The organism is Pantoea phytostimulans (assembly GCF_046118715.1).
GTDB lineage: Bacteria > Pseudomonadota > Gammaproteobacteria > Enterobacterales > Enterobacteriaceae > Pantoea > Pantoea phytostimulans.
The window spans coordinates 855,820-882,222 of sequence record NZ_CP173698.1 but is presented as its reverse complement, the minus strand read 5'-3'; the positions used below and the strand labels follow the sequence as shown (position 1 = coordinate 882,222).

Annotated in this window: 27 protein-coding genes and 1 other annotated feature; of the genes, 9 read left to right on the top strand and 18 right to left on the bottom strand. The window is 50.0% G+C overall.

Translation table 11 applies throughout. The annotated features are described in order from the left end of the window. Positions 1 to 49 precede the first annotated feature (49 nt). On the bottom strand, positions 50 to 2,434 hold the full coding sequence (ppsA, locus tag ACF2G4_RS04225; RefSeq protein ID WP_409075561.1) for a phosphoenolpyruvate synthase: 2,385 nt from the start codon (positions 2,432 to 2,434) through the stop codon (positions 50 to 52). 451 nt (positions 2,435 to 2,885) lie between these two features. Between ppsA and ACF2G4_RS04220 the strand changes: the two genes are divergently transcribed. Both ACF2G4_RS04220 and ACF2G4_RS04215 read left to right on the top strand, forming a co-directional pair. Then, positions 2,886 to 3,713, top strand: a complete 828-nt coding sequence (locus ACF2G4_RS04220) for a pyruvate, water dikinase regulatory protein (protein ID WP_215846942.1) — start codon at positions 2,886 to 2,888, stop codon at positions 3,711 to 3,713. A 148-nt stretch (positions 3,714 to 3,861) separates the two neighbouring features. After that, positions 3,862 to 4,908, top strand: a complete 1,047-nt coding sequence (locus tag ACF2G4_RS04215) for a 3-deoxy-7-phosphoheptulonate synthase (RefSeq protein ID WP_215846943.1) — start codon at positions 3,862 to 3,864, stop codon at positions 4,906 to 4,908. A gap of 1 nt (position 4,909) precedes the next feature. Here ACF2G4_RS04215 and ACF2G4_RS04210 read toward each other — a convergent pair whose 3' ends face one another. The 16 genes from ACF2G4_RS04210 to ACF2G4_RS04135 all read right to left on the bottom strand — a co-directional run bounded on the left by ACF2G4_RS04210 (position 4,910) and on the right by ACF2G4_RS04135 (position 19,194). After that, positions 4,910 to 6,346 (bottom strand): protein adenylyltransferase SelO, encoded by a 1,437-nt coding sequence (locus tag ACF2G4_RS04210; RefSeq protein ID WP_409075560.1) that lies wholly within the window; start codon positions 6,344 to 6,346, stop codon positions 4,910 to 4,912. 79 nt (positions 6,347 to 6,425) lie between these two features. Beyond that, entirely contained in the window at positions 6,426 to 7,172 is a 747-nt protein-coding gene (locus ACF2G4_RS04205) for an EAL domain-containing protein (RefSeq protein ID WP_243078504.1), read from the bottom strand. A 295-nt stretch (positions 7,173 to 7,467) separates the two neighbouring features. Next, positions 7,468 to 7,926 (bottom strand): NlpC/P60 family protein, encoded by a 459-nt coding sequence (locus ACF2G4_RS04200; RefSeq protein ID WP_215846945.1) that lies wholly within the window; start codon positions 7,924 to 7,926, stop codon positions 7,468 to 7,470. A 69-nt stretch (positions 7,927 to 7,995) separates the two neighbouring features. Next, positions 7,996 to 8,745 carry a vitamin B12 ABC transporter ATP-binding protein BtuD gene (btuD, locus tag ACF2G4_RS04195; RefSeq protein ID WP_409075559.1) on the bottom strand — a complete coding sequence of 250 codons (750 nt, stop codon included), beginning with the start codon at positions 8,743 to 8,745 and terminating at the stop codon, positions 7,996 to 7,998. Next, complete coding sequence (locus tag ACF2G4_RS04190; RefSeq protein WP_332627811.1) at positions 8,746 to 9,291, bottom strand: glutathione peroxidase; 546 nt, start codon at positions 9,289 to 9,291, stop codon at positions 8,746 to 8,748. Positions 9,292 to 9,329: 38 nt separating this feature from the next. After that, positions 9,330 to 10,313 (bottom strand): vitamin B12 ABC transporter permease BtuC, encoded by a 984-nt coding sequence (gene btuC / locus ACF2G4_RS04185; RefSeq protein WP_243078074.1) that lies wholly within the window; start codon positions 10,311 to 10,313, stop codon positions 9,330 to 9,332. A gap of 92 nt (positions 10,314 to 10,405) precedes the next feature. After that, positions 10,406 to 10,801 carry a DUF2502 domain-containing protein gene (locus ACF2G4_RS04180; protein ID WP_409075558.1) on the bottom strand — a complete coding sequence of 132 codons (396 nt, stop codon included), beginning with the start codon at positions 10,799 to 10,801 and terminating at the stop codon, positions 10,406 to 10,408. A 202-nt stretch (positions 10,802 to 11,003) separates the two neighbouring features. Next, positions 11,004 to 11,306 carry an integration host factor subunit alpha gene (gene ihfA, locus ACF2G4_RS04175; protein WP_003853259.1) on the bottom strand — a complete coding sequence of 101 codons (303 nt, stop codon included), beginning with the start codon at positions 11,304 to 11,306 and terminating at the stop codon, positions 11,004 to 11,006. Positions 11,307 to 11,310: 4 nt separating this feature from the next. After that, the gene (pheT, locus tag ACF2G4_RS04170) at positions 11,311 to 13,698 is read right to left on the bottom strand and encodes a phenylalanine--tRNA ligase subunit beta (protein ID WP_409075557.1); all 2,388 of its coding nucleotides are present in this window, start codon (positions 13,696 to 13,698) and stop codon (positions 11,311 to 11,313) included. A 14-nt stretch (positions 13,699 to 13,712) separates the two neighbouring features. Further along, positions 13,713 to 14,696, bottom strand: a complete 984-nt coding sequence (gene pheS / locus ACF2G4_RS04165) for a phenylalanine--tRNA ligase subunit alpha (protein WP_215846949.1) — start codon at positions 14,694 to 14,696, stop codon at positions 13,713 to 13,715. A gap of 71 nt (positions 14,697 to 14,767) precedes the next feature. After that, positions 14,768 to 14,892: a sequence feature (Phe leader region), on the bottom strand. Beyond that, positions 14,843 to 14,887 (bottom strand): pheST operon leader peptide PheM, encoded by a 45-nt coding sequence (gene pheM, locus ACF2G4_RS04160; RefSeq protein WP_106120997.1) that lies wholly within the window; start codon positions 14,885 to 14,887, stop codon positions 14,843 to 14,845. It overlaps the preceding feature by 45 nt. A gap of 115 nt (positions 14,893 to 15,007) precedes the next feature. Then, a complete protein-coding gene (gene rplT, locus ACF2G4_RS04155; protein WP_098050756.1) occupies positions 15,008 to 15,364 on the bottom strand; it encodes a 50S ribosomal protein L20 in 357 nt (118 codons plus the stop codon). Positions 15,365 to 15,404: 40 nt separating this feature from the next. After that, positions 15,405 to 15,602, bottom strand: a complete 198-nt coding sequence (rpmI, locus tag ACF2G4_RS04150; protein WP_004157374.1) for a 50S ribosomal protein L35 — start codon at positions 15,600 to 15,602, stop codon at positions 15,405 to 15,407. 100 nt (positions 15,603 to 15,702) lie between these two features. Next, positions 15,703 to 16,254: a translation initiation factor IF-3 gene (infC, locus tag ACF2G4_RS04145; protein WP_215848291.1), complete on the bottom strand. Its 552-nt coding sequence runs from the start codon at positions 16,252 to 16,254 to the stop codon at positions 15,703 to 15,705. A gap of 3 nt (positions 16,255 to 16,257) precedes the next feature. Continuing rightward, complete coding sequence (thrS, locus tag ACF2G4_RS04140; protein WP_243078076.1) at positions 16,258 to 18,186, bottom strand: threonine--tRNA ligase; 1,929 nt, start codon at positions 18,184 to 18,186, stop codon at positions 16,258 to 16,260. Positions 18,187 to 18,432: 246 nt separating this feature from the next. After that, on the bottom strand, positions 18,433 to 19,194 hold the full coding sequence (locus ACF2G4_RS04135; RefSeq protein WP_215846950.1) for a YdiY family protein: 762 nt from the start codon (positions 19,192 to 19,194) through the stop codon (positions 18,433 to 18,435). 351 nt (positions 19,195 to 19,545) lie between these two features. Here ACF2G4_RS04135 and ghoS point away from each other — a divergent pair, with 351 nt between their 5' ends. Then, entirely contained in the window at positions 19,546 to 19,854 is a 309-nt protein-coding gene (gene ghoS / locus ACF2G4_RS04130) for a type V toxin-antitoxin system endoribonuclease antitoxin GhoS (RefSeq protein WP_215846951.1), read from the top strand. An 86-nt stretch (positions 19,855 to 19,940) separates the two neighbouring features. Beyond that, positions 19,941 to 20,834 (top strand): fructosamine kinase family protein, encoded by an 894-nt coding sequence (locus tag ACF2G4_RS04125; RefSeq protein ID WP_243078077.1) that lies wholly within the window; start codon positions 19,941 to 19,943, stop codon positions 20,832 to 20,834. Positions 20,835 to 20,838: 4 nt separating this feature from the next. Here the strand turns inward: ACF2G4_RS04125 and ACF2G4_RS04120 are convergent, their stop codons facing one another. Then, positions 20,839 to 21,375, bottom strand: coding sequence for a YniB family protein (locus ACF2G4_RS04120; RefSeq protein WP_215846952.1), 537 nt, complete (start codon positions 21,373 to 21,375; stop codon positions 20,839 to 20,841). Positions 21,376 to 21,519: 144 nt separating this feature from the next. Here ACF2G4_RS04120 and hxpB point away from each other — a divergent pair, with 144 nt between their 5' ends. From hxpB to ACF2G4_RS04095, 5 genes are all read left to right on the top strand, one after another. Continuing rightward, positions 21,520 to 22,188, top strand: a complete 669-nt coding sequence (gene hxpB, locus ACF2G4_RS04115) for a hexitol phosphatase HxpB (RefSeq protein WP_409075556.1) — start codon at positions 21,520 to 21,522, stop codon at positions 22,186 to 22,188. A gap of 173 nt (positions 22,189 to 22,361) precedes the next feature. Next, on the top strand, positions 22,362 to 23,198 hold the full coding sequence (gene kduI / locus ACF2G4_RS04110) for a 5-dehydro-4-deoxy-D-glucuronate isomerase (protein WP_409075555.1): 837 nt from the start codon (positions 22,362 to 22,364) through the stop codon (positions 23,196 to 23,198). 16 nt (positions 23,199 to 23,214) lie between these two features. Beyond that, on the top strand, positions 23,215 to 23,976 hold the full coding sequence (gene kduD, locus ACF2G4_RS04105) for a 2-dehydro-3-deoxy-D-gluconate 5-dehydrogenase KduD (RefSeq protein ID WP_243078080.1): 762 nt from the start codon (positions 23,215 to 23,217) through the stop codon (positions 23,974 to 23,976). A gap of 138 nt (positions 23,977 to 24,114) precedes the next feature. Further along, positions 24,115 to 24,705 (top strand): metal-dependent hydrolase, encoded by a 591-nt coding sequence (locus ACF2G4_RS04100; RefSeq protein WP_409075554.1) that lies wholly within the window; start codon positions 24,115 to 24,117, stop codon positions 24,703 to 24,705. 151 nt (positions 24,706 to 24,856) lie between these two features. Beyond that, on the top strand, positions 24,857 to 26,248 hold the full coding sequence (locus tag ACF2G4_RS04095; protein ID WP_215846957.1) for an L-cystine transporter: 1,392 nt from the start codon (positions 24,857 to 24,859) through the stop codon (positions 26,246 to 26,248). Positions 26,249 to 26,403 lie beyond the last annotated feature (155 nt).

Below are 26,403 nucleotides of genomic sequence, written 5' to 3'. Positions count from 1 at the left end.
AAAGGCCAGCAATGCTGACCTTTCCCTGTATTGGTCTCTCTCTGGATGGTTATGCAGGCTTATCTAACTCTGCCAGACTCAACCAGGTTTCAACTACAGTATCTGGGTTGAGCGACAAACTGTCGATGCCCTCCTCCATAAGCCAGGCTGCGAAATCCTGGTGATCTGAAGGTCCTTGTCCACAAATACCGACATATTTCCCTTGCTTCTTCGCGGCACGAATCGCCATCGACAGCAGCGCTTTCACTGCATCGTTGCGCTCATCGAACAGTGCAGAAACCACACCTGAGTCGCGATCTAATCCCAACGCCAGCTGCGTCATATCATTTGAGCCGATAGAGAAGCCGTCAAAGTGTTGCAGGAACTGATCGGCCAGCAAGGCATTGGAAGGGATCTCACACATCATGATGATTTTCAGTCCATCTTCACCCCGTTTCAGTCCCTGGCGCGCCAGCTCTTCAACCACCGCTTCGGCTTGCGCAACGGTACGGACGAAAGGCACCATGATTTCGACGTTTTTCAGCCCCATATCATTACGCACACGTTTAACAGCTGCGCATTCCAGTGCAAAACAGTCACGGAAGCTGTCAGCAACATAACGGCCCGCGCCACGGAATCCCAGCATTGGGTTCTCTTCATGCGGTTCGTAACGCTCGCCACCCACTAAGTTGGCATACTCGTTAGATTTGAAGTCCGACAAACGCACAATAACGCGCTTCGGCGCAAAGGCTGCGCCCAGAGTTGCAATGCCTTCCGTTAGACGAGCGATATAGAACTCGATGGGATCATCAAAGCCTTTCATCATCTTGCGAATTTGCTGCTGCAGCTCAGGCGTTTGCTGATCAAATTCCAGCAACGCTTTGGGATGCACGCCAATCATGCGATTGATGATGAACTCCAGACGCGCCAGGCCGACGCCTTCATTCGGTAAACAGGCAAAATCAAAGGCGCGATCGGGATTACCGACGTTCATCATGATTTTCAGCGGCAGATCAGGCATTTCATCGACCTGCGAGCTGGTGATATCGAAATCGATTAAATCGTCGTAAACGTAGCCGGTATCCCCTTCAGAGCAGGAAACCGTCACTTTATGGCCATCTTTCAGTAAATCGGTGGCATTGCCACAACCAACAACGGCGGGAATACCCAGCTCACGTGCAATGATGGCGGCATGACAAGTACGCCCGCCGCGATTGGTGACAATGGCTGACGCCTTTTTCATGATCGGTTCCCAGTCAGGGTCGGTCATGTCTGTCACTAACACGTCGCCTTTTTCGATGCGGTTCATTTCACTGATGTCGTGGATGACTTTAACTTCACCCGCACCAATGCGATGCCCTATCGCACGACCTTCTACTACAACGTTGCCTTTGCTTTGCAGGTTATAGCGCTCCATCACCTGGCCGTTTGAACGTACCGTTTCCGGGCGCGCCTGAACGATAAACAGCTTGCCAGTATGGCCATCTTTAGCCCACTCAATATCCATTGGACGCTTGTAGTGTTGCTCAATTAACACGGCTTGATGCGCCAGCGCTTGTACTTCATCGTCGCTTAAGCTAAAGCGATCGCGTTCAGCTTCAGGCACATCTTCAATACGCACCTGTTCACCATGTTCCTGTGAATCAGCGTACACCATGCGAATTTTTTTCGATCCCATGTTGCGACGCACAATCGAAGGACGATTAGCCGCAAGGGTCGGTTTATGTACGTAGAATTCATCCGGGTTGACCGCGCCCTGTACCACCATTTCGCCAAGGCCGTAGGCAGCCGTGATAAACACTACTTGATCAAAGCCCGATTCAGTATCAATGGTGAACATCACACCCGCAGAAGCGAGATCAGAACGCACCATACGCTGAATACCTGCAGACAGCGCCACGCCTCGGTGATCGTAACCCTGATGCACGCGATAAGAGATAGCGCGATCGTTAAACAATGAAGCATAAACGTGCTTCACTGCAATCATCACCGCATCAATACCCTGAACGTTCAGAAACGTTTCCTGCTGACCGGCAAAAGAGGCATCAGGCATATCTTCCGCAGTGGCTGAGGAGCGCACCGCAAATGAAGCTTCCGCATCATCAGCGGAAAGTTGTTGGTAGGCTTCGAGAATGGCGGCTTCCAGCTCCGGCTGGAATGGCGTATCCACAACCCATTGACGAATCTGCTTACCGGCTTTCGCCAGTTCATCAACATCATCAATATCGGTCTTGTCCAGCAGTTCATAGATACGCTGGTTCAGCCCGCTTTGATCGAGAAACAGATTAAATGCATAAGATGTGGTCGCATAACCATTGGGGACGGAAACACCCAGCGACGACAAGTTGGTAATCATTTCACCCAGGGAGGCATTTTTGCCTCCCACCCGATCAACATCATGCATGCCAAGCTGGTTATACCAGAGCACTAGCGGCTGTTCGCCTTTATTGGACATTGAGCTTATCCTTTAAAAATGAGTGGGCACATGGAATATCTTGCAATTTGCCAAAACAGCCTGGCACATTGCCCAAATAAAGACTAAGTGTTGAATCGTTAAAGCTAACGATAATTCTTAATTTCGGAATTGTACCTATTATTGCTGGACGTTGCGCAAACAGCTTAATTTTTGCTAAATGACTGATGGCAATGTAATTGACTCGATTTCAGCCACTTATGCGCTATTTTTTGTTGCGCAACAAAAAACCACGCTATTACTGCTTTATATTGAAGTGGGCCGCAAAATAAAAATTTAAGAAACAGCATTTCATTTATTTATGCGGGATGAATCCGTATCATTATTAAAAAAATGAAATATTCATAAAAATAAAATATGGATTTTTTGTTTTACTTAATCTTATGTGAATCGTCCTATTCCTTACATTCTACGTCAGAGGCAGGCATCGATTATGAGTACTGACAGAAGCGTTTTTTATATTTCAGATGGTACTGCTATCACCGCTGAGGTGCTGGGGCATGCCGTGCTTTCGCAATTTCCGGTAAACATCACCAGCCTGACGCTACCTTTTGTGGAAAACGTCCAGCGTGCGCAAGCCGTCAAAGCGCAGATTAACGCGCTTTATCAACAAAGTGGGGTTCGGCCCTTAGTGTTCTTCTCGATTGTGACGCCAGAAGTGCGCGATATCATCGTACAAAGTGAGGGGTTTTGTCAGGACATAGTTCAGGCACTGGTCGCACCGTTGCAGCAGGAGTTGGGCTTATCACCAGCGCCTGTCGCGCACCGAACTCACGGCCTGGATGCCACCAACCTCGGTAAATACGATGCGCGTATCGCGGCAATTGATTACACCCTGGCGCACGATGACGGCATTTCGTTGCGAGGATTGGAGCAGGCGCAGGTCATTTTGCTGGGCGTGTCTCGTTGCGGTAAGACGCCCACCAGCTTATACCTGGCGATGCAGTTCGGCATCCGTGCAGCAAATTACCCGTTTATTGCAGATGACATGGATAACCTTAAATTGCCGCCTGCATTACGAGAACATCAGCACAAACTGTTTGGACTTACCATTGACCCCGAACGTCTGGCCGCCATTCGGCAGGAGCGTGCGGAAAATACCCGTTACGCCTCGATGCGCCAGTGTCGGTTGGAAGTGGGTGAAGTGGAAGCGCTGTTCCGCACGCACCAGATTCGCTATCTCAACAGCACCAACTATTCGGTTGAAGAGATCGCCACTAAAATCCTCGATATCATGGGGCTGACTCGTCGCATGTATTAATTAACTACGGCGGCGATGTAAAGCGTCGCTGCCGTAAGTTATCTCCTCTTTTCGGGTACTTGGGTTGAATTCGCAGGCTAATGGTTTATTGTGACCCTCATCACTTCCCGGTATTTCACCGTTGCGAAGAACAGCTTTCGAGAAACCCATGAACAAAACTGACGAACTGCGTACAGCACGTATTGGCGGCCTGATAACGCCAGCCAGTCTGGCAGCAGAACATCCGATTTCCACGGCTATTGCCGAGAACGTTACCGCCGCACGTAAACGCATTGCGCGCATCTTAACCGGAGAAGATCCCCGCCTGCTGGTGATTATCGGCCCTTGCTCTTTGCACGATCCCGAGGCGGCCCTGGATTACGCTAAGCGCCTTAACGCGCTGCGTGAACGCTACCAGGATCGGTTGGAAATTGTGATGCGCACCTATTTCGAAAAACCGCGTACCGTGGTTGGCTGGAAAGGATTAATTTCTGACCCGGATCTTGATGGCAGTTTTGATGTGAATCGCGGCATTGGGATTGCGCGGCAGCTGCTGATTGACATTAATGCCCTCGGCCTGCCCACCGCGACTGAATTCCTCGATATGGTGATCGGCCAGTTTATTGCCGACTTGATTAGCTGGGGTGCCATCGGTGCCCGCACCACTGAAAGTCAGATTCACCGTGAAATGGCTTCTGCCCTCTCCTGCCCGGTAGGCTTCAAAAATGGGACTGACGGGAATGTGCGGATTGCCGTCGATGCCATTCGCGCCTCGCGCGCCAGCCACATGTTTTTATCACCGGATAAAAATGGCCAGATGACGATTTATCAAACCAGCGGTAATCCGCACGGCCACGTTATTCTTCGTGGTGGTAAGCAACCTAATTATCACGCCAGCGATGTCGCAGAGGCGGCAGCAAATCTGCGTGAATTCAACTTACCCGAACAATTGGTGATTGATTTCAGTCACGGTAACTGCCTGAAGCAGCATCGTCGTCAACGCGATGTGGCGATTGAGGTTGCGCAACAGATTCAATCTGGTTCGCATGCGGTCGCGGGTGTAATGATTGAAAGCTTTATTGAGGAAGGCAATCAGAAAGTCGTAAGCGGCGAGCCGTTGGTTTATGGCCAGTCGATTACCGATCCTTGCCTCAGCTGGCAGGACAGCGAAGATGTGCTTGCCCTGCTGGCCGAGGCGGTTTCAAGCCGTTTTTAACTTAACTGGAACAACTCACTTCTAACGTTTTGCCCCAGTCTGGCGGTCGCTGACGATATTCAGCGGCCGTTTCATCACTGAATGGCTGCTGCAACGCCTGATGCAATTGCGCTAACGCGCTTTTTTCACCCTTCTCCGCCTCTTCAATGACCTGCTGTGCCATATAGTTACGCAACACCAGCGCCGGATTCGCCTTCTTCATGGCCGCTTGTCGTGTTTCATCGCTGACTTCGTCTTGCAACAGACGCACACGATAGCTCTCATACCAATCATCAAAAGCTTGCCGATCAATAAATTCATCACGCAAAGGTGAACGCGCCTCATTTTGTTGCGTATCGCTGAGCATGCGGAAAGTCAGGGTGTAATCGCTGTGCTCTTTGGTCATCAGCGTCAGCAGGCCGGACAATATTTCGTTATCTACGCTGTCGGTACTGAGTAAACCTAATTTAGCTCGCATGCGTTCGCCCCAGACACGCATCAGTTCAGGTTCATAATGGCTTAATGCCTGTTTAAGCTGCTCGGTACTCATTAACCCTGACAGAGCATGTGCCAGACGATTGAGGTTCCATAATCCAATCATGGGCTGATTTTCGAAGCTGTATCGTCCCTGGTAATCGCTGTGATTACAAATAAAGTCGGGCTGATAATCATCGAGAAAACCAAAAGGACCGTAATCCAGCGTCAAACCCAAAATCGACATGTTGTCGGTATTCATCACGCCGTGCGCAAATCCCACGCTCTGCCATTGCGCAATCATTCCAGCGGTGCGTTTTACCACGTCAGTGAACCACAACAGATAACGATCGTGTTCATCAACCCATTGCGGCCAGTGATGACGAATAGCGTACTCCGCCAACAGCTGCACTTTGTCTTGCTGGTTGCTGTAATAGAAATGCTCAAAATGACCGAAGCGTAGATGACTCTCTGCGATGCGCATTAGCATGGCACCGCGCTCGGTAGTTTCGCGGCGTACCGGTTCATCACCAATCGCAATTGTCAGCGCGCGTGAGGTAGGAATACCTAAATGGTGTAATGCTTCAGAGGCTAAAAATTCACGCACCGTTGAGCGAATCACTGCGCGGCCATCACCCATACGCGAATAAGGCGTCAGACCTGCCCCTTTTAAATGCCAGTCAAGTTTACTGCCATCAGCTAAACGCTGTTCGCCAAGTAAAATGCCGCGCCCATCGCCCAATTGGCCGGCCCAAACGCCAAATTGATGACCGCTATAGACTTGTGCCAAAGGCTGCATACCGGGTAACAACGCAGCGCCATGCCAGACACCGTGGCCCTCGCCTGCAAATAAGGTCTCGTCCAGTTCCATGGCGCGCGCTAAGGGCGCATTGTGGTAAAGCAAGCGTCCGCCTTCCAGCGGTGTAGGATTCAGGGCGGTGTAACATCCTTTCAGCTCATGAAACCAACTGTTGTCGAATAACATAGTTTCTCCCGAGCAGCGCTCATTTCACGCTGTCGTTATAAAACCTTCAGTGTAACGTCGAAAACAGAGTTTAGACAGGTTATAGCGGCTGCTGTGACGTGCTCAGGCAGGTATAGGCGTACAAGAGTTCCTCAAGTGAATCAGACTTAACCACCGGGAATAGGGCACCTTGTAAATCCGCACCCGATAATTTATTTACCTTATTCAGTAATTGATCATCATCTACACCACAAATTATCATTTGCTCACAGTGAGAACGAAAATTATCAAGAATGCTTTGAATAAAGGATGGGAAGGACGCGCGTTTAGCCAGTGAATGAATAAATTGTTTATCCATTTTTATGCAGCTAAATAAATTATCGTAAACCGCGTTAGCTGGAGATTTTCCTGCACCAAAATGTGAAAGTGATAATCGGAATTGCTGATGAAGGGCGGCGATTAAAGGATCGTTGAGACCTTGTGCTAAATGTGGAAAGGATTCGCTTAAATCTAATAACAGAAAGGAGAGCTGTTTTATTTTCCGCGTCAGGAAATCACTTTCAAGGAGGGTTTGAGACATATTAGCGTCAACACGCATCAAGGCCACCACACCCTGCGCCTCAAAAAAAGCCTGGTGCTTTTCAAGCAGCAAAATTTGACTTTGCAACAGACGCAGTTGCTGCGCTTCATCAAGCTGCGGCAACAGCAAGTCCTGCGGCAAGGTGATAGGCGCACTTTCATGGATGAACTGAGTGACCAGCTCAACCGCGGTTAACTGCCCATTTAATGCATAAGCAGGATAAAGCCAAATCTCCGACTGGTAGTCGGCGGATATGTGAATTTTCATTTCTGGAGCCAGTATATGTGGCGATTGGCGCATCGTATATGATTGAAAACAAGCAGGCAACAGATCCAAATCATGGAAGAGGCGGTAACTTAATACCTCAGTTTCACTTTGCTGCCCGACATCCAACCTTAAGCCAAATAAACCGGGACGTACTCCGGTTGGGATTGAAAATAAATTTTCAGCGCTATTGTTATAATTAAAAACACTTCGGGTAAAGTACCATTCTAAATAAGAGCCTAAAAAAGGCGGTTTCGTCTGATTTAATAGGCCTTAAAAATGGCAATATGCGCTGTATCTATATGCGCCTTGCCTGCCAAAACACTTTTCGCCAGTAGACATTATCTAATGAAGATCGAATAACCCCTTGGCTGGTCGAGGCGTGAATGAAAGCGTTGTCGGTATCATAGATCCCTACATGCAAACCGTTTTCGCCACCGCCGGTTTTGAAGAAAACTAAATCGCCTGGCAAGAGGTCGTCTTTATCGATGCGCGTTCCCATATCACTTTGTGCCCTTGTGGTGCGCGGCAACTGAAGCGCAAATTTATCGCGAAAAGTCAGATAGACAAAGCCAGAACAATCGATACCACGGCGGCTCATGCCACCATAACGATACGGCGTACCGTGCCAGTGACCCAGTTGGTCATCAAGTTGCGCAATCACGGTAATTGAATCGGAAAGACGTCCGTTAACCGGCGGTGCGTGATGACTACAGCCCGCTAACAGCAGCACTAAAATGAGCAATCCCATCCGCATCGCAGAACGTCCCTTTTTAAAATCGTAACCGCGTTAATGTAGCGGCAAAGCGCTGTGCGTGGCAAGCCGTCACGGCATGACAGTGAGCAGCGTGCGCCCTTCCAGTTCCAGCTGACGAAACGTGATGTGATACAAGGGTGACAGGCGCTCTGGCGTCAAAACGCGTGAAGGTTCACCCTGCGCCATGAGCTTGCCTCGATGCAGCAACCACACGCTATCCGCATGGAGCAGGCTGTGGTTGAGATCGTGGCTACTGGCAATAACGCAAATACCTGCCTGACACAGTTCTTTAATGACCTCATCCACCGCTTTTTGTTGTGCAATGTCGAGTGCGGTCATCGGCTCATCAAGGATCAGCAAGCGACCTTGCGCATTAATCTGCGGGTCGACTTGCGCGCAGGCCGCGACCAAACGCACACGCTGCCACTCGCCACCGGAAAGCTCGGTTAACGATCGTCTGAGTTTGTCGCGTAGTTGGAATTTATCCAGTAATTCAGTGAGCCGTTGATCGGCCTGCGGCAGTGTAGATTGCAGATGCAGACGTATATAGTGATAAACCGGCATTGGGCTGAGTGGAATGTGCTGCTGCGGTAACCACGCACGCAGCTGAGCTAATGCAGATCCGCGCCATTCATGCAATGGATTACCCAATAAACTGGCTTCGCCATCATAAGGTTGTAAACCGGCTAACAGCGCAAGTAAGGTGCTTTTCCCGGCCCCATTTGGCCCAACAACATGCATTAACTTACCGCTGTGTAATTCGGCGGTAAAAGGCAGCAGCCGTCCAGAGACGGCTGCGTCTTTCAGGCTAAAGAACATCTATTTTGCTAAAGCCGCTTTAATCGTTTCGAGAATAATCGGATCTTCTGGCAACATATCAGGCGCAAATCGCTGTACCACCTGTCCATCGCGACCAATCAGGAATTTTTCGAAATTCCACAGGATATCGCCTGTCGCCTTAGGTGCACGCCCTTTACTTACCTGGCGCTCGTAAAAACCACTGCCCTCTGGGCGCACCGCATCGGGTTTTGCTGCTGTCAATAACGCATACAGCGGATGGCGGCTTTCTCCGTTGACGTCCGTTTTGGCAAACATCGGGAAAGTCACGCCATAGGTGGTACTGCAAAAAGTTTTGATCTCTTCACTGCTGCCTGGCTCTTGCTCAAGAAACTGGTTGCAAGGGAAACCCAATACGCTAAAACCCTGATCCTGCCAGGCTTTATGGATGTTCTCCAGCTCTTCATACTGAGGTGTTAAACCGCATTTTGACGCTACGTTAACGACCAACAATACTTTGCCTTGCCACTGAGACAGTGAGGTTTTTTCCCCATCAAGCGTAACCAGTTCAGTTTGATAAATGCTCATAACGAATTCCTGTTGTTGATGCATTAAGCCAGCCGAAGCTAGCGCGAAGATTTCACTAATAGCGCAATAAACAGAGGCGCGCCAAGCGTTGCCGTGACCACACCAATTGGCAGTTCTGCGGAGGTTAACACCAGACGAGCAATAATATCAGCACCCAGCAGCACGCTGGCACCCGCTAATGCCGCTGCCGGTAATAAATAGCGATGATCGCTTAATCCACTCAGCCGTAATAAATGCGGAATGACCAAACCGACAAAACCAATTGCGCCAGCCATCGCCACGCTTACGCCGACCAGCCATCCCATCGCCAGCACCAGTATATTGCGCCAGAAAAAAAGCGACAGGCCGAGCTGGCGTGCTGAAGTTTCTCCCAACGCCAACAGATTAAGCACGCGTGATGTTTGAGTCAGCGCCAACGTCACGGGTAATAAAGCCAACATCATCCAGCCATAGCGCCAGTCGATACCGCTGAAGCCCCCCATCATCCAATACATCAACTGCCGTAAATCGAGGCTGGTACTGAAGTAAACGGCCCAGGTCATGATGGCGCTGCAGATAATGCCCAAGGCGACGCCAGTTAACAGCAAACGCGTGACCGAGAGCTGACGATGAGCAAAATGCAGCAAAATTAAGGTAATGATCAGGGCACCTGAGATGGCTGCCAGACTGAGACTCCACAATGAACCGCTGCCTAGCAGCACGCCAAGCACCAAGCCAATGCCAGCGCCATTAGATACGCCAAGTAATCCCGGCTCTGCCAGCGGATTAGTAAACAGTGCCTGCATCACCACGCCACACACCGCTAACGCGGCACCGACCAGCATCACCGCTAAGGTACGCGGCATGCGCAATTGCCAGACAAAGAGCTTGCCGCTGTCGCTCATCCACTGTGAAGGTGCGATCCAACTGTCACCCGCACACAGGCTAAAAAATAACAATATAAGCAGCATGAAACCTAAGCCGTATAACCATTTTTGGCTACGACGATCGGCCTGACGGGCGAGCTGGTCTAGCAGAGACATAAGCAGGATTGGCTGAGAAAACAGAGATTTGATTGTAGTGAGATTGTAAAAAAAAGAAAGGATAGAGAAGCGGCGCCTGAGGCGCCGCAAACTTATTTATGTGGTGGAATCGGTTGACCGTTGTTGCCATGACCATTGTCGTCATGATTTTGCTGCGGTTTAGCGTGATTCTGCTGGGTGTTATGGGTCTGCGGTTTGTTGTCATGCCGCTGTGGTGCTTTTGCTGGCTGACGATTGCCTGGATGCTGTGACTGCCAACCATTTCCATTCCAGTAACCGTGCGGGCCTTTCAGGCCAACGTGGCGCCCCTGATGCTGCTTCCACCAGGTAGGCTGACGCCAGTCAAAACCGTCCCAGTAATAACCGCGATTATCGCGATCGCCAATATGGACGGAAACGCCCGGCGTGTTAATGCTCACGGAAACATTTGCGTTTGCTAGCAGCGGCATGCCTAACAGGATGCTTAATAAAATAGCTGTCTTTTTCATCAGCCTGACCTCTTGTTATGTGATGGCGCTGTTATAACAAAAGCCGCTGGCAGGTCACTATCAGTAGGTGCTGATTTTCCAGATGTTTTCCAGAAGCTTACATAATCCTGACAGAGTGAAGATATTGTGAGCGCTTTTAAGGTTATCTGCGGACGCTGGATATGAAAAAGGCCGCTTTCGCGGCCTTTTTTGAATACTGAAATTAGTCAGTTTCTTTGGGTGTAGCGTTCTCGACGCGGCTTTTCAGCTTCTGCCCTGGACGGAATGTCACGACGCGACGCGCAGTGATTGGGATATCTTCTCCCGTCTTCGGGTTTCTGCCTGGACGCTGGTTTTTGTCTCGCAGGTCGAAATTACCAAACCCAGACAATTTTACCTGTTCTCCATTTTCCAAAGCGCGACGCACCTCCTCGAAAAACAGCTCCACTAACTCTTTTGCATCGCGTTTGCTAAGCCCGAGTTTCTCAAACAGGTATTCTGACATTTCAGCTTTTGTAAGCGCCATAGGTTCAATCCCTCAAGGTTGCCTGGAATCGCTCTTTTAATGCCGCAACGCATTTGCCAACGGTCGCGGCAATCTCCTCTTCTTCGAGTGTCCGGCTGGTATCCTGCAAAATCAGGCTAATAGCGAGGCTCTTAAAGCCCTCGGAAACGCCCTTACCGCGGTACACGTCAAACAAGTTTACGCCAACTACCTGATTTACGCCAACTTTCTTACACTCCGCGATGATATCTGCTGCTGGGACGTTTTCAGCCACCACAACGGCGATATCACGACGGTTTGCCGGGAAGCGTGAAATCTCGCGCGCGTCAGGCAGGACGCGGTCTGCAACCTTATTCCAAAGCAGTTCAAAGACTAAGGTGCGACCATTGAGATCAAGCTTACGTTCCAGCTCAGGATGAACCACCCCGATAAATCCGATTCGTTCATCCTGTAAATAAATGGCTGCGCTTTGCCCCGGATGCAGTGCCGGATTGGCTTCTGCACGGAAGCTAATGTTATCCAGTTTGCCGGTTAAATCGAGCAGCGATTCTAAATCGCCTTTTAAATCATAGAAGTCAACCGACTGACGCGCCAGATCCCAATGCTCTTCGTTACGATTACCGCTCAATACGCCAGACAGCATAAGATCCTGACGAATACCTAAATCGGCTTGTGTATCCGGCACAAAGCGTAATCCGCTTTCAAAGAAGCGAACGCGGCTCTGCTGGCGATTCTGGTTGTAGACCACCGCACTCAACAATCCAGTCCACAGAGACAGGCGCATAGTCGACATGTCGCTGGAAATCGGGCTTGGCAGGATCAGCGCTTCTTCACCCGGATGCAGCAGCTGTTGAATTTTCGGATCAACAAAGCTGTAGGTGATCGCTTCCTGATAACCTTTATCAACCAGCAAGGTTTTGGCACGCTTCAGGGAAAGATTCGCTTCACGATGCTGAGTCATGATCAAACCAGCCTGAACCGGCACGTCTGGAATGTTGTTGTAGCCGTAAATGCGCGCGACTTCTTCAATCAGATCTTCTTCAATCGTCATGTCGAAACGCCAGCTTGGCGCAACGGCTTTCCACTCACCTTCGCTCACAGTGACCTGGTAACCCAGGCGCGTCAGAATATCCGTCACCTGATCGTCTGCAATCGCATGACCAATGAGGCGGTCGAGTTTTTCACGACGCAAAATAATAGTGGCCCGCGGCGGCAAAGATGCCTGGTGCGTCTGGTCGATTATCGGACCCGCTTCGCCCCCACAAACGTCCAGCAGTAGCTGCGTAGCGCGTTCCAATGCTTTGTGCTGCAACGCCGGATCAACACCGCGTTCGTAGCGATGCGAGGCATCGGTGTGCAAACCTTGACGGCGTGCACGCCCCGTAATCGCCAGCGGATCGAAAAAGGCACATTCAAACAGGATGTTTTGCGTTTCAGTATTTACACCAGAATGCTCGCCACCAAAAATACCGGCCATTGCCAGCGCTTTATGATGATCGGCAATGACCAGCGTGTCGCTGCTCAATTTGGCTTCAGTACCGTCCAGTAACGTTAAGGTTTCACCTTCTTTCGCCATGCGCACCACTATTCCGCCATCAATGCGGTCAAGGTCGAAGGCGTGCATCGGCTGGCCCAGCTCCAGCAGGACGTAGTTAGTGATATCAACCACCGGATCGATAGATCGAATACCACAGCGTCGTAGCTTTTCTTTCATCCACAACGGTGTGGAGGCAGTAACGTTAACGCCCTTTACTACGCGGCCCAAATAGCGTGGGCAAGCTTCTGTTGCATCAACGCGAATCGGGAAAGTGTCATTGATGGTCGCAGCAACCGAATTGATTTCCGGTGCGTTGAGCGGTAAACCATTCAATACCGCGACGTCGCGGGCGATACCGATGATACCGAGGCAATCTGCACGGTTTGGCGTCACGCTGATTTCAATAGTGTTGTCGTTGAGTTGCAGATATTCACGAATATCGGCGCCAATCGGCGCCTCTGCAGGCAGTTCAATAATGCCGTTGTGGTCATCTGAAATACCCAGCTCTGAGAATGAACACAGCATGCCTTCAGACGGCTCACCACGCAGTTTTGCGGCTTTGATTTTGAAGTCACCCGGCAGCACTGCGCCAACGGTAGCCACTGCGACTTTAAGGCCCTGGCGGCAGTTTGGTGCGCCACAGACGATGTCCAGTAGGCGCTCGCCACCTACATTGATTTTGGTGACACGCAGTTTGTCGGCATTCGGATGCTGTCCGCATTCAACAACTTCACCCACTACCACGCCATGAAACGCGCCAGCAACAGGATCTACGCCATCGACCTCTAAACCTGCCATGGTGATTTGCTCAGACAGCGCTGCGCTGTCCAGGGCTGGATTTACCCATTCGCGTAACCAGAGTTCACTGAATTTCATTGGATAACCTGCCCTTACTTAAATTGTTTGAGGAAACGTAAATCATTTTCGAAGAAAGCACGCAGATCGGTTACGCCATAGCGCAACATGGTCAGACGCTCCATGCCCATACCAAATGCAAAGCCAGAATAGATTTCAGGATCGATGCCTACGTTACGCAGAACGTTCGGGTGCACCATGCCGCAGCCCAATACTTCAAGCCACTTGCCGTTTTTACCCATTACATCGACTTCTGCTGATGGCTCGGTAAAGGGAAAATAGGAAGGACGGAAGCGGATCTGCAAATTCTCTTCAAAGAAGTTGTTCAGAAAATCGTGCAATGTGCCTTTCAGATTGGTAAAGCTGATGTTTTTATCGACAATCAGGCCTTCCATCTGATGGAACATTGGCGTGTGCGTTTGGTCGTAATCGTTACGATACACGCGCCCTGGCGCAATGATACGAATGGGTGGCTGCTGCTCTTTCATGGTACGAATCTGTACACCCGAAGTTTGCGTGCGCAGCAGGCGCGTAGCATCAAACCAGAAGGTATCGTGATCGGCACGAGCGGGATGGTGCCCCGGAATATTCAGCGCATCAAAGTTATGATAATCATCTTCAATTTCTGGGCCGGTAACGACTGCGAAACCTAACTCACCAAAAAAGTTTTCGATACGATCAATGGTGCGCGTAACCGGATGCAAGCCACCATTTTCAGTGCGGCGACCCGGCAGAGATACGTCGATGGTTTCTGCTGCCAGACGTGCATTCAGTGCTGCAGATTCCAGCGCATCTTTGCGCGCAGTCAGATGCTCAGTCACTTGCTGCTTGGCTTCATTGATTACCGCGCCTGCTGCTGGGCGCTCTTCTGCCGGCAGCTCGCGTAGTGTGGTCATCTGAAGCGTCAGATATCCTTTCTTACCCAAATATTCGACGCGTACTGCGTCAAGGGCGGCGATATCCGTCGACCCGTCAATGGCCGCCGTGGCTTTGGCCACCAGTTCTGCGAGTTGGGACATGTTTTCCTCTTCTTCCAGTCAGGCTGGTCAGTTCTCGTTGGGACCTGCTGGTCCAATGTACTATCGCCAGAAACAAAAAAGCCTCCACGAGGGAGGCTTTCGGCGCGATTTTTCGTTTCTTTTCTTATGCGCAAAAGCCCCTAATGTCAGGCGCTAAAGTAAAAAAAGAAACGGAAAATAGCAGCATTCATGCTTGCGGTTACCTTGTTATTAATTAAGGGTGCTATTGAAATGCGCAGCGGTGAAAATGTCAATCTTTTGCTTGAGTTATAGGCAATAAAAAAGGGAGCAAGCTCCCTTTTTCAACTGACTTACGCCAGAGCTGATTTCGCTTTTTCAACAAGTGCAGAGAATGTCACTTTGTCGAATACGGCGATGTCGGCCAGGATTTTACGGTCAATTTCAATGGCAGCTTTTTTCAGACCATTGATGAAACGGCTGTAAGACATACCGTTCTGACGCGCCGCAGCGTTGATACGTGCGATCCACAGCTGACGGAACTGACGCTTACGTTGACGACGGTCACGGTAAGCATACTGACCAGCTTTGATAACAGCCTGGAAGGCAACGCGGTATACACGTGAACGTGCACCGTAATAGCCTTTAGCTTGTTTTAAGATTTTTTTGTGACGTGCGCGAGCAACTACACCACGTTTAACGCGAGCCATATGAGCTCTCCTGTTCTATATTCTGTTTAAAAAAATGGACTTATGCGTACGGCAGGCAGGCAATAACCAGACCCAGATCGCCTTTAGAAACCATGCCTTTAGGGCGCAGGTGACGTTTACGCTTAGTAGATTTTTTAGTCAGAATATGACGCAGGTTTGCGTGTTTACGCTTGAAGCCGCCAGAAGCGGTCTTCTTGAAGCGCTTAGCCGCGCCACGTACAGTTTTAATCTTTGGCATTTTAAAAAATATCCACTTCGCATTGTTAATAACATGACCCAGACAGGCGAACACATCCCCGCACAGCGCGAACGCTGCGCGGTTGGTGTTACTTGAAAGCCTACTGTTTCTTCTTAGGTGCGAGCACCATGATCATCTGGCGGCCTTCAATCCTCGAAGGGAAAGATTCAACAATGGCCAATTCCAGATCTTCACACAGATCTTTACGGACGCGATTAAGCACTTCCATACCGATCTGCTGGTGCGCCATCTCACGACCGCGAAAACGCAGCGTGATTTTGGCTTTATCGCCTTCTTCCAGAAAGCGAATCAGGTTGCGTAGTTTGACCTGATAGTCGCCATCATCGGTTCCAGGACGGAATTTAATTTCCTTAACCTGAATAACTTTTTGCTTCTTCTTCTGTTCCTTAGAAGATTTGCTTTTCTCATAGAGGAACTTGCCGTAGTCCATGATGCGGCAAACCGGCGGTTCGGCGTTCGGGCTGATTTCTACTAAATCAACGCCCGATTCCTCAGCTTTTTCCAAAGCTTCACGTAGACTGACAATGCCAAGCTGCTCGCCATCAACGCCTGTTAGGCGCACTTCTGTCGCGCGGATTTCACTGTTGATTCGATTTGGACGCGTCGGTTGTACTCGTTTTCCGCCTTTAATACTTTATTCCTCCAATTGGTGAAGATTTCGGCTGCGAATTTCTTGTTGCAGTTTCTCAACAAACACATCGACATCCATCGACCCAAGGTCTTTACCACGGCGGGTGCGAACGGCCACTTTGCCAGCTTCCACCTCTTTATCACCACAGACCAACATATAAGGGACGCGACGCAATGTGTGTTCGCGGATTTTAAAGCCTATCTTCTCGTTTCTCAAGTCTGCTTTTACACGAATGCCAGCATTCTGCAACTTACGTGTCAAAGACTCAACATATTCTGCTTGTCCGTCGGTAATATTCATTACTACAGCTTGCAGCGGTGCCAACCAGGTAGGGAAGAAACCGGCAAACTCCTCGGTCAAAATGCCAATGAAGCGCTCCATCGAACCCAGAATCGCGCGGTGAATCATCACTGGCGTCTGACGGTCGTTGTTTTCACCCACATAAGTGGCTTCTAAACGCTTCGGCAGTGAGAAGTCTAGCTGAACTGTCCCGCACTGCCAGGCACGATCAAGGCAATCGTACAAGGTGAATTCGATTTTAGGACCATAGAAAGCGCCTTCGCCAGGTTGGAATTCGAACTCAATATTGTTCTCGTTCAACGCAGCAGCAAGGTCTTCCTCGGCACGGTCCCACATGTCATCGGTGCCAATACGCTTTTCTGGACGGGTAGATAATTTTACCACAATCTTTTCAAAGCCGAAGGTGCTGTACATGTCATAAACCATGCGAATACAGCTATTCACTTCGTCACGAACTTGCTCTTCAGTACAAAAAACGTGGGCGTCGTCTTGGGTAAAGCCACGTACACGCATCAAACCATGTAACGCACCTGATGGCTCGTTACGGTGGCAGCTACCAAACTCAGCCATACGCAGCGGTAGATCGCGGTACGACTTCAAGCCTTGGTTGAAGATCTGCACGTGGCCCGGGCAGTTCATCGGCTTGATACAATATTCACGGTTCTCAGATGAGGTGGTGAACATCGCTTCTTTATAGTTCTCCCAATGCCCGGTTTTTTCCCAAAGCACGCGATCCATCATAAATGGACCTTTAACTTCTTGATACTGATATTCTTTAAGCTTGCTGCGAACAAACACTTCTAGCTCGCGGAAGATGGTCCAGCCGTCATTATGCCAGAACACCATACCCGGCGCTTCTTCCTGCATATGGTAGAGGTCAAGCTGCTTACCAATCTTACGATGGTCGCGTTTTGCAGCCTCTTCCAAACGTTGCAGATAAGCCGCCAACTGCTTTTTATCTGCCCAGGCGGTACCGTAAATACGCTGCAGCATCTTATTATTGCTGTCACCGCGCCAGTACGCACCGGAAATTTTCTGCAATTTAAAATGATGGCAGAAACGCATATTCGGCACGTGCGGACCGCGGCACATGTCGATGTATTCTTCGTGATGATACAGGCCAGGATGATCGTCATGGCTGATGTTCTCATCAAGGATGGTGGTTTTATAAACTTCACCACGCGCGGCAAAGACGTCGCGTGCTTCCTGCCAACTCACTTTTTTCTTCACAACATCATAATTGGACTCAGCCAACTGATGCATGCGTTTTTCCAGCAGGTCGATATCTTCCTGGGTCAGGGTACGATCAATGTCGACATCATAATAGAAGCCGTTATCAATCACCGGACCAATCGCCATTTTTGTGTCTGGCCACAGCTGCTTAATCGCATGGCCCAACAGATGCGCACAGGAGTGACGAATAATTTCCAGACCGGCTTCGTCTTTCGCAGTGATGATGGCGACAGAGGCGTCTTCGGTGATGGGATCAACTGCATCAACCATCTCACCGTTTACACGCCCAGCAATGCAGGCCTTGGCTAAGCCTGGACCAATATCCAGCGCGATATCCATGACACTGACAGGGCGATCAAAAGAGCGCTGGCTGCCATCAGGAAGCGTAATTACAGGCATTTCATATCCTTAATTGCAGTGGTAAGCCACACGAAAGCCTACATGCACATTGAGTAAATTTATTTGCCTGGCGTAATGTCAGACCCACATTGTCGGAATGACGCCAGGATTGTAGTGCGGCGCAGATGATAGCAGTTTTACGCGAGGAGAAAAACCCATGCCTTTTCACCTAAGCCTTGGAGAGATCAAAAAAAAGCAGCCTGACATCAAGCCAGGCTGCTTTTAACCAAGATCGCTAAATCGCGATTACATCGCGTAAGAAAGCATGATCGATGTTTTGGTATCGGTGCGATCTGGCGCAGATTCTGGCGGATTGTTATTCCAGGTCACGTTATAAGCCAGTTTCAACGCGAAGTGATCGTTGATCGCTACCTGCAGGCCAGTTTCTGAGTTCAGCGTGGTATCTTCACCGAAGCTGCTTAATACAGACACACCTTGTACGAACTTGGTGGTGTCAGTTAGCTGCCACTGGTAGCTAACAGCGCCATAACCCAACGCTTTAGTTTCATGTCCACCGTCGTGGAAATCGTCATAGCGTACACCCGGACCGAATTCAGCACGCAGCGAATGCACTGGACCATTCAGAAGCTGACGACCATAACCCGCGGTTAACACGTCACGTGAATCGTAACCGTTGAAACGGTCGCTCAACCAGCTTGCCTGACCAAACAGGTAATCGTAGTTGCTCACGTTATAACGGCTACGGCCGCCAATGTTGTAGGTTTCGGAAGAGCGCTCATCGTTAGATGAGGTATTAGCCGCATTGCCCCACAAGCTATAAGCCATTGAGCTTTTATACCAGGTCATGTTGGTTTGCGCGGTCAGCGATGAGCTGGTGGTGTTACCGGTTTGAGCCAGATAACCTGCAGCCGCAGAACCTTCAAACGGTTTTTTGGCCGTGGAAGGATCATCCATAGACGTAAAGACGGCGTTATCGGCCAATGCCTGATGACAAAACGCTCCAGCAGAGAGCAAAAGAACAGCAGACAGCTTGTTGAAGGCTTTCATTAAATGTGATCCGTGCGACAGTTTAAAAAACGGAGAGTTTGAAGTGTTTCCTAAGTCAAGCAATGCAATTTACGGTAAGATTTGTAAACAAATGTTAACACTGCAAAAAGCGCGCTTTTTGGCCTGACACCGCTTGATTATTGGGATCCTTCTGATTAACGCGGGGCATTATAGTGGGCAGTTAACGCAAATACATCCTGATAAACAGAAGATTTTTCTTAAGCTGCATTTATCGCCTTACATCTCTTTACTCGCGAAATTAACAAAAGTTTGATCTCATCTCCTTAATAACTCGCCCATTTTTTCATCGTAGTCTACGCTGAGGACAGTAAAAACACGTGGAGGTGAAGAATGAGTAGCCAATCGTTAACCCGTTATATTGTGACCTTTCATTTTCAAGAATCTGGTCTAGGCGATATTCTCGAATTGACCAGCAGCATGACGTCAGCAGGCTTCACTACCACGCTGACGGATGATGAAGGGCATCCCCACGAACTGGGTACCAACAGTTTTGGTATCGTCACAACCCTTGAAGAAGCGGAATTGAAACAGCAGGCCACGGCGGCAGGTGAAAGCATTTTAGGAAAGCCTCCTGAAGTGACTATTTCAACGCTGGACGCTTTCTTACAAGACGCCGCGAATAAAAGTTCTTCTCCTTAACCAGATAAGCCGTGCATACGCGGCGGTTTTGGTGAATATTTAAGCGTGACAATCGATCTTACGCAGCGAATAAAGAGGATAGCCCAATGTGGTCAGCCATTAGTCGTCTGTTAAGCGAGCAGTTAGGCAACGCCGAAATCACACAACGCCATGAACTCCCCGGCGGAGACGTCCATCCCGCCTGGCATGTTCGCTATGGCGAGCACGACGTGTTCGTCAAATGCAACAGCCGCGAAATGTTATCGCTGTTTACCTGGGAAGCCGATCAACTGGCGCTGCTTGAGCGCACGCAAACTGTGCGCGTGCCTAAGGTTTATGGTGTAGGAAGCTATCGCGATGACAGCTTTCTCCTGCTTGAGTACATCGCTCCGCAACCGTTGGATGAACAAAGTGCTTTTCAGCTAGGCAGGCAGCTGGCACATCTGCATCAGTGGAGCGAACAAACTCAGTTCGGCCTCGACTTCGATAACAACATCACTACAACCCCCCAACCCAACAGCTGGTTACGCCGCTGGTCAGTTTTCTTTGCTGAACAACGCATTGGTTGGCAACTGCAACTCGCGGCTGAAAAAGGGGTTCAGTATGGTGATACAGACTTGATTGTGGCCTGCGTTCAGCGTGTACTGGCATCCCATCATCCGCAACCTTCCCTGCTTCACGGCGATCTCTGGCCTGCAAACTGCGCTAGCAGTGTACAAGGCCCGTGGATTTTTGATCCGGCCTGTTACTGGGGCGATCGTGAATGTGATTTGGCAATGCTGACCTGGTTTGAGGATTTACCGCGTCAGATTTATGAGGGTTATCAGGCAGTTTGGCCGTTACCTGATGGTTTTTCGCAGCGACAACCGGTTTATCAACTCTACTATTTGTTGAATCGCGCCAATGTCTTTGGTGGTAACTGGCTTGGCGAAGCGCAATTCGCCATTGGCCAGTTATTGGATGAAGATGAGTTAACACAGCATCAGGCCAAACCGGCCTGATTGCTTAAACGAATCCCAGCAGGGAGAGCGCGAAATATCCCGCTATCGCAATGACGACAGGCAAAACATAAAGCGGAAAAACCTGTAGGAACAGGGTGTGACGCGGCACACGAATCTTCTCTTCTAATTGCTGACGCGAGCGCCCTTCGCTGCCTTTTGCCTGCTCAAGGATCATTTGATCCTCAACACCTTCTTTTATATGACGCGCCTGGCGCCCCATGCGTGAACCTGATGCTTCCAGCGCCAGCCCCACAAAAATCAGAATATAGATAATCCAGAAGCCGAGATTCATTTGACCATTAAAATCGGGCACCGGCGAGTTATGCCAGAAGAAGCCAAGGAATGGCGTATTGAAGCGCACCATATCGATTATTACATGCACAAAATCCAGCATCACAGCATCAATACCTGGCTGCTTTTCACTGTGCTTAAACATAAAGCTCAGCACGGAAATTACTGTTGAAAGCAATGCCAGCAAAAAGATTATCCAGCCAGCGACGCGCTTAAGGATGGCGATACGGCCAGCCTGTTGATAGGTCATGATATCTCCTGAACCCAAAATCCAATGTGCACTCAGTCTACCTGCGCAGGGGGAAATTTCCCAAAAAAATGAGCCTACTGCGCCCGTTAAGCACACCTCATGCCGTCGTGTTAAGGTAGCGCAAACTTAATAAGGAGACGTCGTATGTCTTATCACCGCCCTGTTCTTGCTGCCTTATTCGATATGGATGGATTGATTATCGATTCTGAACCTCTCTGGGATCAGGCTGAAATGGATATCTTCTCGACGCTGGACGTTGACCTGACGCGCCGTAATGAGCTGCCTGACACACTCGGCCTTCGTATCGATCAGGTGGTGAGAATGTGGTACGAAACACTGCCGTGGAATGGCCCAAGCCAACACGAAGTGACGAACCGCATTATTGCGCGTTCGCTTTCACTGATTGAGGAGACGCGTCCGCTGCTTCCAGGCGTGAAAGAGGCGTTAGAACTGTGTCAGCAGCAGGGAATGAAAATTGGCCTCGCTTCTGCTTCACCGCTACATATGCTTGAGCGCGTATTAGAAATTTTTGATTTGCGCGCCTACTTTGATGTCCTGGTTTCTGCGGAATCCTTGCCTTACAGCAAACCGCATCCGCAGGTTTATCTGGATGCCGCTGCCAAACTCGGTATCGATCCCTTGAACTGCGTCACGCTGGAAGATTCGTTTAATGGCATGATTGCCACTAAAGCCGCACGTATGCGCTCTATTGTTGTACCCGCAGCCGAATACCGTGACGATCCGCGTTGGTCGCTCGCCAATGTTAAACTCGACGCGCTCACTCAGTTAACCGTTGCTCATCTTCAAGGCTAAATTTAGCCCGCCAGCAGGCGGGCTTTTATTTACCAAAGTTCAGAGAATTGATCTCTGCCGCAAATAAATAAAACAACGTTTCATTTTTATTGAATTCACATACCACTCTGCCTAAGATGCGCAAAGAATCCCCCAACCGGGGCGCGCACAACAATTTTGCAGAGAGGCCTGAGATGGACGTTCGTCAAAGCATTCACAGCGATCACGCCAAGCAGTTGGATACCGCCGCGCTTCGTCGCGAATTTCTGATTGAGAAAATCTTCGAAGCAGATACCTACACGCTGACCTACAGCCACATTGATCGCATCATTATCGGCGGTGTAATGCCGGTAAAAAGTACCGTTAACTTCGGCGATGAGCTCGGCAAGCAGTTTGGCGTGAGCTACTTTCTTGAGCGACGCGAACTCGGCGTGATCAACGTAGGCGGGCCGGGCGTGATTGAGGTTGATGGCAAAACCTGGGAAATCGGCAATCAAGAAGCGCTGTATGTCGGCAAAGGTGCCCGCAACCTCAGTTTCCGCAGCGCCAATCCCGATCAGCCCGCTAAGTTTTATTACAACAGTGCGCCCGCGCACAGCACCTTTCCTGATAAAAAAATCACGCTACAAGAAGCCTCGTCGACAACGTTAGGCGATGCAGCCACATCCAATCGCCGCACAATCAACAAATTCATCGTGCCCGATGTTTTACCCACCTGCCAACTGACCATGGGTTTGACCAAACTGGAAGAAGGCAGCTTGTGGAACACCATGCCATGTCACACTCATGAGCGCCGCATGGAAGTCTACTTCTACTTTGATATGAGCGAAGAAACTGCGGTGTTCCATATGATGGGCAAGCCGCAGGAGACACGCCATTTGTTGGTACACAATGAGCAAGCCGTCATCTCGCCTAGCTGGTCAATTCACGCTGGCGTGGGTACACAGCGCTATACCTTTATCTGGGGCATGGTGGGTGAAAATCAGGTCTTTGATGACATGGATCACGTCAAAATCAGCGAACTGCGTTAAGCAGAGGAGAAGCAAAATGATACTGAATGCATTTAATCTGGAAGGTAAAGTGGCGCTGGTAACCGGCTGCAACACCGGTTTAGGACAAGGAATGGCGCTTGGACTGGCGCAAGCAGGTTGCGATATCGTTGGTGTCAACCGTGCCGGTCCTGATGACACCCAAAGCAAAGTCGAAGCGCTGGGTCGCAAATTTTGGGCCGTGCAGGCCGATCTTACTCATCCTGAAGTGGTTTCTCAGGTTGTCGAAGAAGCCGTCGCCGCCGCCGGTAAAATTGACATTCTGGTAAACAATGCCGGCATTATCCGTCGCGAAGATGCGCTGAACTTCAGTGAAAAAGACTGGGATGATGTCATGAACATCAACAGCAAAAGCTTGTTCTTTCTCTCTCAGCAGGTAGCACGCCAGTTTATTGCCCAAGGTCACGGCGGCAAGATCATCAACATTGCCTCCATGCTCTCCTTCCAGGGCGGGATTCGCGTTCCTTCGTATACGGCTTCAAAAAGTGCAGTGATGGGTTTAACCCGCCTGATGGCCAATGAATGGGCAAAACACCACATCAATGTAAATGCCATCGCGCCGGGCTATATGGCGACCAATAATACCGAGCAGATACGTAACGACGAATCACGTAGCGAGGAAATTCTTGGCCGCATTCCAGCCGGACGCTGGGGTAATCCTGATGACATGATGGGACCGGTTGTTTTTCTCGCTTCTGCCGCCTCCGACTATATCAATGGGTATACCCTCGCCGTTGATGGAGGATGGCTGGCACGTTAATGATTTGGGCGGGCCACGTAACGTTGCCCGCTATTATTTGAAAAAAATTAACGCTTCGTTACAGCGTCACATGTTCTCATTTACTGGTTAAATCCCTATACTGGATGCATCGACAGTTTTTTGCAGCCAGGTTTTATCATGACGGGCGAAGGCCACATCATTTTTGCCATTGCCAGCGCTATATTCGCTAAACGCGCCGAACTCACGCCAGTGATGGCGGAAGCGGATTGGTGGCATTTGATCCCAGCAACGTTACTTACCTGCTTGCTGCCCGATATCGATCACCCTAAATCCCTGCTCGGCCAACGATTAAGATGGATTTCTCAGCCTATCGCACGCGTCTTTGGTCATCGCGGATTCACTCACAGCCTGCTGGCAGTCGCTGCGGCATTATGGTTGTTTCAAGTCAACGTTCCCAAAGATTGGCCGCTTCCGGCTGATGTGCTGCAAGGCATGACGCTGGGTTATCTCAGCCATATTGTGGCAGACATGCTTACACCTGCCGGTGTACCGCTGTTGTGGCCCTGCCGCTGGCGTTTTCGCTTGCCGATTCTCAGAAGCCAAAAAGGCAATCAGCTGGAACGTGTTTTGTGCCTTGGCTTGGTGGGATATGCCCTGTGGTTTCCGGTCGGAATGCCTTCCTTTGGTGCAAACGGTTGGCCCAGCCAATTGTTTGATACGCTGCAAAATGGCGTCGGTCGCCTTATCTCTGCACAAAGCGCACAGTAAACAGACAAATCACGACATTAAGTTATAAAGCATTCCATTTGGATATAAGGCTGCACCACAACCTGCTGATACCATTCGGTCAGGCTTAATTCGTGATTAACATTATGCTGCATACCGCTTACTTTCTGCAGCATTACTCTGGAGTTTCAGTATGGACCTTCCTCTTATTCTCAATATTGTGGCTTTTGTGCTGCTACTGGCGCTGCTTTCGCGGTTCGGTCGCAATTCATGGAGCCTGTCGAAAAAAGTGCTGACCGGTTTAGTGATCGGTGTGCTTTTTGGTTTGGTATTACAGCTGATTTATGGTGAAAACAGCGCAACGCTGAAAACCTCCATTAGCTGGTTCAATATTGTCGGTAATGGTTATGTGCAGCTCCTGCAAATGATCGTCATGCCGCTGGTGTTTGTCTCCATTCTCAGCGCCGTGGCACGCCTGCATAACGCCTCGTCATTGGGTAAAATCAGCGTACTTACTATTGGTGTGCTGCTGTTTACTACGGCGATTTCAGCGTTGGTTGGCGTATTTGTTACCGGCCTGTTTGGCCTGAGCGCTGAAGGTTTAGTGCAAGGTGTGCAAGAAACCGCGCGCCTGAGTGCTATTCAAAGCAACTATGTTGGCAAAGTTTCCGATCTCAGCGTTCCACAACTGCTGCTCTCCTTTATCCCAAAAAATCCCTTTGCCGATCTGACAGGCGCGAACCCAACCTCGATCATCAGCGTGGTGATTTTTGCTGCTTTCCTCGGTGTAGCTGCACTCCAACTGCTGAAAGATGATGAAGTAAAAGGTCAGCGCGTGCTGGTGGCGATTGATACGCTGCAATCCTGGGTAATGAAGCTGGTACGTCTTATCATGAAGCTGACGCCGTATGGCGTGCTGGCGTTGATGACCAAAGTGGTTGCCGGTTCGAACCTGCAAGACATTGTTAAACTCGGCAGCTTCGTAGTGGCCTCTTATCTGGGTCTGGCAATGATGTTTGCCGTGCATGCGCTCCTGCTGTCGGTAAATGGCATTAATCCGATGCGCTTCTTCCGCAAAGTTTGGCCGGTAATTACCTTTGCTTTTACCAGCCGCTCCAGCGCTGCCAGCATTCCATTAAGTGTTGAAACGCAGACGCGTCGCCTGGGTGTTCCTGAATCCATTGCCAGTTTTGCCGCCTCATTTGGTGCCACCATCGGTCAAAATGGGTGTGCTGGACTTTACCCAACCATGCTGGCGGTAATGGTGGCGCCTACCGTCGGTATCAACCCATTTGATCCACTGTGGATTGCGACGCTGGTTGGCATTGTTACGCTTAGCTCTGCAGGCGTAGCAGGCGTGGGTGGCGGTGCGACTTTTGCTGCGCTGATTGTACTGCCTGCAATGGGCCTGCCGGTAACGTTGGTGGCGCTGCTAATCTCCATCGAACCGTTGATTGATATGGGCCGTACCGCCTTGAACGTGAATGGTTCAATGACAGCAGGCTCGTTGACCAGCCGCTGGTTAGGTTTAACAGACAAAAAAGTGTTGGAAAGCGACGAGCACGCCGAGCTGGCGCATCGCTAAATTCAGCCCAAAGCCTGGCAACTTTACGCCAGGCTTTTTTATCTTCCCGCAGAAAATCCTCCACAATTTCTCGCCATCATGGCGGCCCCGTTAAGAAAGCGTTAAGCGTAGTAAGCAGGCGAAAAATCGCTGTTTTTCAGCTTGTCTTTACCCGC